Below are 6,885 nucleotides of genomic sequence, written 5' to 3'. Positions count from 1 at the left end.
ATCGCTACCCTAAGCGCCAAGAAAGCGCTTGCCTGTCCAGATAACATCTAACCAGTTGTGAACCGGCAGGTAATCTTCGACCGCGCCGCCCCATTTCTTCACCGAGGACAGCGCATGATGATAAGGATGTGCCATGGTGCCCTCCCTCAGAATCGGTGGCTGTAGAGTTCGCTGCTGGTGAACCGCTCGTTGTAATCGAGCAGGATCGTTCCGGCCGCAGCGTCGAAGTGGAACTCTCCGAAGGCGCCATCGCAGTTCTCCCAACCGCCATGGCTGTCTGACAGGAGATCATAGGCGAGGGTCTCGACCGCCTCGGCCAGTGACATGGTGCTGGTTGCGATCTCGCTGATACCCCAACTGACGCGGGCAAGCGCAATCTCCCCTTCCGGAATCGGCACCACGACATCGCCCTGCCTGGCGTCGATGTCTTCGATTTGTCCGCTGTCACCGCCACCGTCGAAGGTCACGATGATCTCGGTGATGCCCGCAGCCCGCATGGCCGCAAACAGGGTCTCCTTGTTTTGCGCCACCGCGGTGGTGCTAAGCGTCTGATGCTCCATCTGCGCGGCCTCGAAACGCGCCATGGTGGCGGTCAGGCTGATCTCGGACTTTACGGCTAGATCATGGGTCATGGGGTTTCTCCTGAGAGCGAAGGGAAGGGCGAAGCCGACCGGCGCTCTCTCTGGAACCGGAAGGCTCGCCCGTCCCGGATCCCTCCTCGACCTCTCCTCCGCCGGATCCAATCCGGCTCCGTTGCCGGACGGCACGCAAGGCCGTGCGACCGGTCTCCGGGTGCGCAGTGCTGTCTGCGCACCCGGAAGGGGTGAGGCGCTTCTCGCGCCTCACTGCCAGGGGTCGATTTCGAGGGTGATGAGGCTCTCATCGCCATCGTATTCATCAGCGGGCATGGCGGCATGGCTGCCATCGCCAGCCTGAAACACGACGATCGAGACCATCAGCGTGGTGGCGAGGCTGGCGGCGAAAGCGGTGGCATCTTTCTTGGACATGGGACTGGCTCCTGTCTTTGGAGACGAGGGACCATCCCCCGCTCGACAGGCGCCCGAAGTGTCTGACCGGATCTGCAATCACCCTCGGGCGTTCGGACTCTTTCCGAATCCCCGAGGGCGGCACGCAAAGCGTCAAGCCGACCCCTTGCGGGTTGATTTCTAAGAGGCGGATCAGACCAAGGTTAGCGAATGGAAGCGGGAATGGGGCATTGCATCGGACAGGAGCCAGATCCCGTCACAGGATGCCGCAGCAGCCGCCAGTCCTGACACCACGCTGATCAGGGAGTCGATGTTTCGGGCCTGCTGGGGGCCATCCCACTTTGCTGTTGAATATGATGGAGGTGAAGCTTCCAACTGGCGATCCCTGGCATGGCTCATACGCAGCAGCCTCTTCCCCGGGCGCCCAGGCATTCCACCTGCCGATCTGGCAAAAGCACTAATAGATCAAGGCATTGAAATAATTTCAAAAAGTCCCATATAGGCTTTACGGGCAGAAGGCCCGTCACCCCCCGACCAGAGGTATGTCGATGAGCCGCTCCGGCTTCAACTTAACGAATATGCGCACCGAACAGGCGCATGGATCACCCCGGCTTCGATAGCCCGACCTGATGGCGGACGGCGAGGCCGGGGTTCTTCTCCCGTTCCAGACCCAGCCTGAAGGTTCCCACCATGTATCGCGCCCTGTTGCCTCCCGTTTGTCCCGCCTGCGGCGAGGATGTGCCCCGTGCCGCCGCCCATCGTTGTCCGATCTGCCTGATCCCCTTCGCGGGGGCATCGACCCAAATAAAGCGCCCGCGACCGATCCGGCCCTCACGGCTCGAAGCCGCAAGACCTCATCGGGCGGGGGATACGGAATGACAAAGGCAGAGGCACCGATCCCTTCGCTGAGACTTGTCGCATTGACTGCAGCACTGGCGCTGTTCGCTATGTTCGGGGAGCCGCTACTGCGCCTGCTTCCGGAAGGCGAGCGCTGGTGGTCGCTGTCGCGAAACAGTGCCATGGCGCTCGTGCTGTTCCTTGGCGCATATCTTGTCCATGCCGGTAGCGCCGCGCGGCTGACCCGCAGGAAGAAGGGTGTCCGGCCTGTGCCCAAGGTGGCGTTAGACCTGCTGCGTGTCGCGCTCTTTGCTGTGGCGACGCTGGCCAGTCTGTCGCTGTTCTTCCGTCACGATCTGTCAGGGATCCTGACCGGATCGGGGTTGGTGCTGGCAGTCCTCGGCTTTGCGATCCGCAATGTCGTGGCCGATACATTTTCCGGCCTCGCACTTGGGTTGGAGGCACCGTTCCGCATCGGCGACTGGGTCAGCATCGACGGGTTGGCTCAGGGCCGGGTGCAGGAGATCGGCTGGCGCAGCACCCGGCTGATCACCCGTGACAGTACACATGTCATCCTGCCCAACAGCCAGATCTCGCGCCAGAAGATCACCAATTTCAGCGCACCGCGCCCGGAATACCGCGATCATGTCGAGTTGACCCTGCCCGTGACGCTGCCGGTGGCTGAGGCCCGCAGCCAGATCGATGCCGCTTTGCAGGGGGCCGAGACCATATTGCCGGGCAAGAAGCCCGAGATACAGGTTGCGCGCTTTGGTCTGCAGGGCATCACGTTCCGGGTAAAATACTGGGTGCCCCGGCATGACCTGGAGGCAGCATGCCGAGACGAGGTCTTCAGCCGGATCGACGCCCGCCTGCGCGCAGAGGGTGTCGTGCTGATGGTGCTCCCCGAGGCTATGGAAACGCGGGTTCCCTGAGCGGGTGGGGAGTGGCCGGACGCGCCGCGACCGCCGGCACTTTGGCCAGATAGATGTGGTGGAAGGCGTCAACCCGTCCGCCGGGCAATTGCACATCCTCACGGCTCCAGTCCCAGCCATCCGCATCGAGACGATCCTCGAACGGATCGGAAATCTCGGCGGACCAGAACGCCGCGATCCCGCCGGGGCGCAGGGCACGCCGCACGGCTGCGAGCCCCGTTTGCGCATAGAGCCGAGTGTTGTCCGCCCGTACGGTGAAATCCGGCCCGTTGTCGGTATCCATCAGGATAACATCAAATGCAGCGGGGCTGACCTGCAGCAGGTCCATCACATCCATGATGCGCAGATCTGTGCGTGGATCGTCCAAGGGGTTGCCCGCCAGATGCGCCAGAGGCCCCGCATTCCACGCGCCAATCGCCGGAATGAGTTCGCAGACGGTCACGCGGGCCTCTAGCCCCAGCAGATCCAGCGCAGCGCGCAGAGTAAAGCCCATGCCCAGGCCGCCAATCAGGACTGAGGCTTCGGCATCGCCATGCCGCCGGATGCTGCGCTCGGCAAGGACGGCCTCGGAACGCCAGGTCAGGTTCGACATCAGTTCGATGCCGTTGAAGCGGATCTCATAGATCTCGCCGCGTTGTCGCAAAATGATGTCGTCCCCCGCCGCCATCATGGCGCGGTCCAGTTCGGTCCAGAGTGTCATGGCGTATCCCTTCAGCGCCCAAGGGGCGGCTGGTCATTGATGTCGTAAAGGATTGGGGCTGTCCGTTGCTTCAGTGCAGGGACAACCCGCGCACATGGCGGGCTCTGGATCCGATCAGCAGCGGGAAAAGTGCTGCGCGGCATATGCGGTCATCGGGCTGCATACGCGTATTATGACGCAACGTATGGGAGAAAGACAGATACGGTCACGAACGTGATCGAAATACGGTCAGCAACGATGGCAATGACCGATGAATGGGTCGCAACGTCACTGGCCCGCTGTGCTGTAAAGCCAGGGCCCCGGCCTTTTGGCCGGGGCCCTAGTTGGGGGGTCAGTCCCCCCGGCGGCTGTTGGGCCGCGACCAGATCAAGCTGTAGCTCTCGCCGTCCTCGTCATCGAAGAGGTTGGCGAAGATCGGATGCGAGAAGCTCGGATCGTCCAGCTTCAGGCCCAGATACTCGCGCCCTTCGTTCGAGCGTTTCGTCCAGGCGGCACCGATCTCCGCGCGGCCGACCAGGATCCGGTGCGAGGGCGCGTTCTCGCCATTGGCCCGCAGGTCGGGGACGATGCGCACGCCCTTGGCTTGCACGCTCAGGGTGACGATTTCGCCGGTGTAGTCGTTGCCGGTCTTCTTGAAGGTGCCGATGGTCGCCATTGTCTGTCTCCATTCTCTTGTGTTCGGGTCCGCTCCAGTGCGGCCTCGATGGCGATCGAAAGGCCGGAGACGACCGATGACGCACCCCCGCAGGGGGCCCGACAGCACAGGAGGAACTTTCTTGCTCCGCGCGGAATGGCGGCATCGCCGACAGGGGAAGAAAGTTGGGACGACGCTGTTGCGTCAAAGCGGTCGAAGCGCATAGCGCTGCTCTTCGGCCAGATCAGCCCATCACAGAGGACACATGCGAGCGGTCCCAACATCACCAGAGAGACAGGAGACAGCGGCGCCCCTGAAGGAACCGTCGGGAGGACCCGACAGGCGACCACAGGCGATGGCCAATCCAACTGCGAAAAGGCATGGTTGCGCCCATGCCTGACCGATCTGCGGCTTCGGTACGCGCCATATCACACCATACCTGATCGGCCGCGCGGAGAGCGGCACAGACCGCCGTAACGCTCAACCGGCAAGAGACAGTGGGCCTGATGCGCGATCAATGCGGGCCGCTGGCCTTCAGAACCACGATGGACATAGCCGGAGCGAGATCAGGCCTGATCTGGTCACTGCCCGCCAGCGCAGGACGTGTGCGAGGAGTACTCGACAGGTCTCGCTCGAAAGGCCGGGGCCGGATTCGCCCCCAAAGCCTAAAGAACGCCTTACACATCGACCTGCGGCGTGAGGCTTCGCCGGATCTCTTGCCCATCCCGCCCAGGTGGCGATCCAAACAGGCGGCGATACTCGCGACTGAACTGCGACGGGCTTTCATAGCCGATGGCATAGCCCACCCGCGCCACATCCGTGCCGTCGGACAGCAGCAGCCGGCGCGCCTCCTGAAGGCGCAACTGCTTCTGATACTGCACCGGCGTCATCGCCGTCACGGCTTTGAAGTGCCGGTGGAATGTTGCGGGGCTCATTCCCGCGACATCGGCCAGTTGCCGCACGTTCAACTGATCCGCAAAGCCCTCGCGGATGCAGGCGATGGCACGACCGATCCGCGCCATATGACTGCCGGCAAGGCCGATCTGGCGCAGCGCCGGTCCCATCGATCCGTTCAGCAAGAGCCAGGTGATCTCCCGTCGGATCATGGGCGCAAGGATCGCAGTGTCGCGCGGCCGGTCGCAGAGCGCCAGCAGGCGGCAGAGAGGGTCGACAAGCTCCAGCTCAAAGGCATGAACCGCCAGCGCTGCCCTGGCCGGCGTCTCGTCTGCTCCCCCCAACTCCAGCAGCAGGTCGGAGATCGTTCCGGGATCGAGGGCAAGGCTGAAGGCCAGATAGGGGCGGTCCGGCGTCGCGCGGGTGATCTCGGCCCGGATCGGCACTTCCATCGACGCGATCAGGCATTTCCCTTCGTCATAGCGATAGGCACGATCACCGAGCATGCTGGTCTTGGCCCCCTGCACCACAACACAGAGCGAGGGGCGATAGACCGCATGGATCGGGCCGGTCGGTGCCGTGACCGAGGTCAGCAGAAGCCCATCAATCGGGGTTTCCCGGCCATGCGCTCGCCACTGGCGGGCGATCAGGTCCTTGAGCGGCGAGATGTCATAGGTGTCCATGTCCCGCAATCTAGCCCTCGGATCTGCAAGTCGCACCCCGAATTCCACGCGAATGAGAGGATCGTGCAAGGATATGCGAGGATCCGCGTCGCTGCGCTGAGGAGGGCTGCCCTATCTTCGCGGTGAACCGGCGGCGTTGCGCCTTCGGTCACCATCGCGACGCGAAAGGAACACCTATGCGGTATCGCACTCTCGGCCCAAGCGGCCTTCTGGTCTCGGAACTCTGCCTCGGCACCATGACGTTTGGCGGGTCGGACGGCATGTGGGGCCAGATCGGCCAGTTGCAGCAGGAGGAGGCAGACGGGCTGGTCAAGGCGGCCATTGATGCCGGTATCAATTTCATCGACACCGCCAATGTCTATGCGGGCGGCGCGAGCGAGCGGATCCTGGGTCAGGCGATCCGCAATCTCGGCATCCCGCGCGACGATGTGGTGATCGCGACCAAGGTGCTCGGCCCGATGGGCGATGGCCCGAATGCCCGGGGCGCCTCGCGCGCGCATATCATGACGCAGGCCAAGGCCAGCCTGTCGCGGTTGCAGATGGACCATATCGACCTCTACCAGATCCACGGCTTCGACCCGGTGACGCCGATTGCCGAGACGCTGGAAGCACTCGACACGCTCATCCGGCAGGGCCATGTCCGATATATCGGCCTGTCGAACTGGGCGGCCTGGCAGATCGTCAAGGCCATCGGCATTGCCGAGGCCCGCAAGCTGGCACCGATCCTGTCGCTTCAGGCCTATTACACGCTGGTCGGCCGCGACCTGGAGCGCGAGATCGCACCTATGCTGCGCGCCGAAGGCCTCGGGCTGATGGTCTGGAGCCCGCTGGCCGGCGGCTTCCTGTCGGGCAAATACAGCACCGGCACCACCGCAAATGACGGTCGCCGGGCGAGCTTCAACTTTCCGCCCGTTGATCTGGATCGGGGCGATGCGGCGATTTCGCTGATGCGTGAGATCGCCTCTGCCAAGGGCGTCTCAGTGGCGCAGGTGGCCCTCGCCTGGTTGCTGCACCAGCCTGTGGTGACCAGCGTGATCGTCGGCGCCAAACGGATCGAGCAGTTGCAGGACAATATCCGTTCGACCGAAGTCGCCCTATCCACCGAGGACCTGGCCGCACTCGACGCGGTGACGAAACTGCCGCCCGAATATCCCGGCTGGATGCTGGAACGGCAGTCTCAGTATCGGGCACCCTTCGCCCCGCAGAAGGGCTGATATCC

Annotated in this window: 8 protein-coding genes; 2 read left to right on the top strand and 6 right to left on the bottom strand. The window is 63.4% G+C overall.

The annotated features are described in order from the left end of the window. Positions 1 to 9: 9 nt before the first annotated feature. From JC607_RS25835 to JC607_RS19870, 3 genes are all read right to left on the bottom strand, one after another. Complete coding sequence (locus tag JC607_RS25835) at positions 10 to 135, bottom strand: hypothetical protein (RefSeq protein WP_255532605.1); 126 nt, start codon at positions 133 to 135, stop codon at positions 10 to 12. Positions 136 to 146: 11 nt separating this feature from the next. Beyond that, a complete protein-coding gene (locus tag JC607_RS19875) occupies positions 147 to 632 on the bottom strand; it encodes a DUF6878 family protein (RefSeq protein WP_174213003.1) in 486 nt (161 codons plus the stop codon). Positions 633 to 842: 210 nt separating this feature from the next. Beyond that, positions 843 to 1,007, bottom strand: coding sequence for a hypothetical protein (locus tag JC607_RS19870; RefSeq protein WP_174213004.1), 165 nt, complete (start codon positions 1,005 to 1,007; stop codon positions 843 to 845). A gap of 854 nt (positions 1,008 to 1,861) precedes the next feature. Here JC607_RS19870 and JC607_RS19865 point away from each other — a divergent pair. Further along, positions 1,862 to 2,755 (top strand): mechanosensitive ion channel family protein, encoded by an 894-nt coding sequence (locus JC607_RS19865; protein ID WP_174213005.1) that lies wholly within the window; start codon positions 1,862 to 1,864, stop codon positions 2,753 to 2,755. On the opposite strand, the gene JC607_RS19860 is transcribed toward JC607_RS19865, so the two are convergent. From JC607_RS19860 to JC607_RS19850, 3 genes are all read right to left on the bottom strand, one after another. After that, on the bottom strand, positions 2,733 to 3,455 hold the full coding sequence (locus JC607_RS19860; RefSeq protein ID WP_174213006.1) for a hypothetical protein: 723 nt from the start codon (positions 3,453 to 3,455) through the stop codon (positions 2,733 to 2,735). The genes JC607_RS19865 and JC607_RS19860 overlap by 23 nt on opposite strands. Before the next feature lie 331 nt (positions 3,456 to 3,786). After that, positions 3,787 to 4,110 (bottom strand): DUF736 domain-containing protein, encoded by a 324-nt coding sequence (locus JC607_RS19855; protein ID WP_174213007.1) that lies wholly within the window; start codon positions 4,108 to 4,110, stop codon positions 3,787 to 3,789. Positions 4,111 to 4,766: 656 nt separating this feature from the next. Further along, complete coding sequence (locus tag JC607_RS19850; protein ID WP_174213008.1) at positions 4,767 to 5,666, bottom strand: AraC family transcriptional regulator; 900 nt, start codon at positions 5,664 to 5,666, stop codon at positions 4,767 to 4,769. Positions 5,667 to 5,842: 176 nt separating this feature from the next. Here JC607_RS19850 and JC607_RS19845 point away from each other — a divergent pair, with 176 nt between their 5' ends. Then, on the top strand, positions 5,843 to 6,880 hold the full coding sequence (locus JC607_RS19845) for an aldo/keto reductase (RefSeq protein WP_174213009.1): 1,038 nt from the start codon (positions 5,843 to 5,845) through the stop codon (positions 6,878 to 6,880). The last annotated feature ends 5 nt before the right edge of the window (positions 6,881 to 6,885 follow it).

The sequence above is a fragment of the Paracoccus sp. IB05 genome, assembly GCF_016405985.1.
GTDB lineage: Bacteria > Pseudomonadota > Alphaproteobacteria > Rhodobacterales > Rhodobacteraceae > Pseudogemmobacter.
This window is presented reverse-complemented; position numbering and strand designations above follow the sequence as displayed.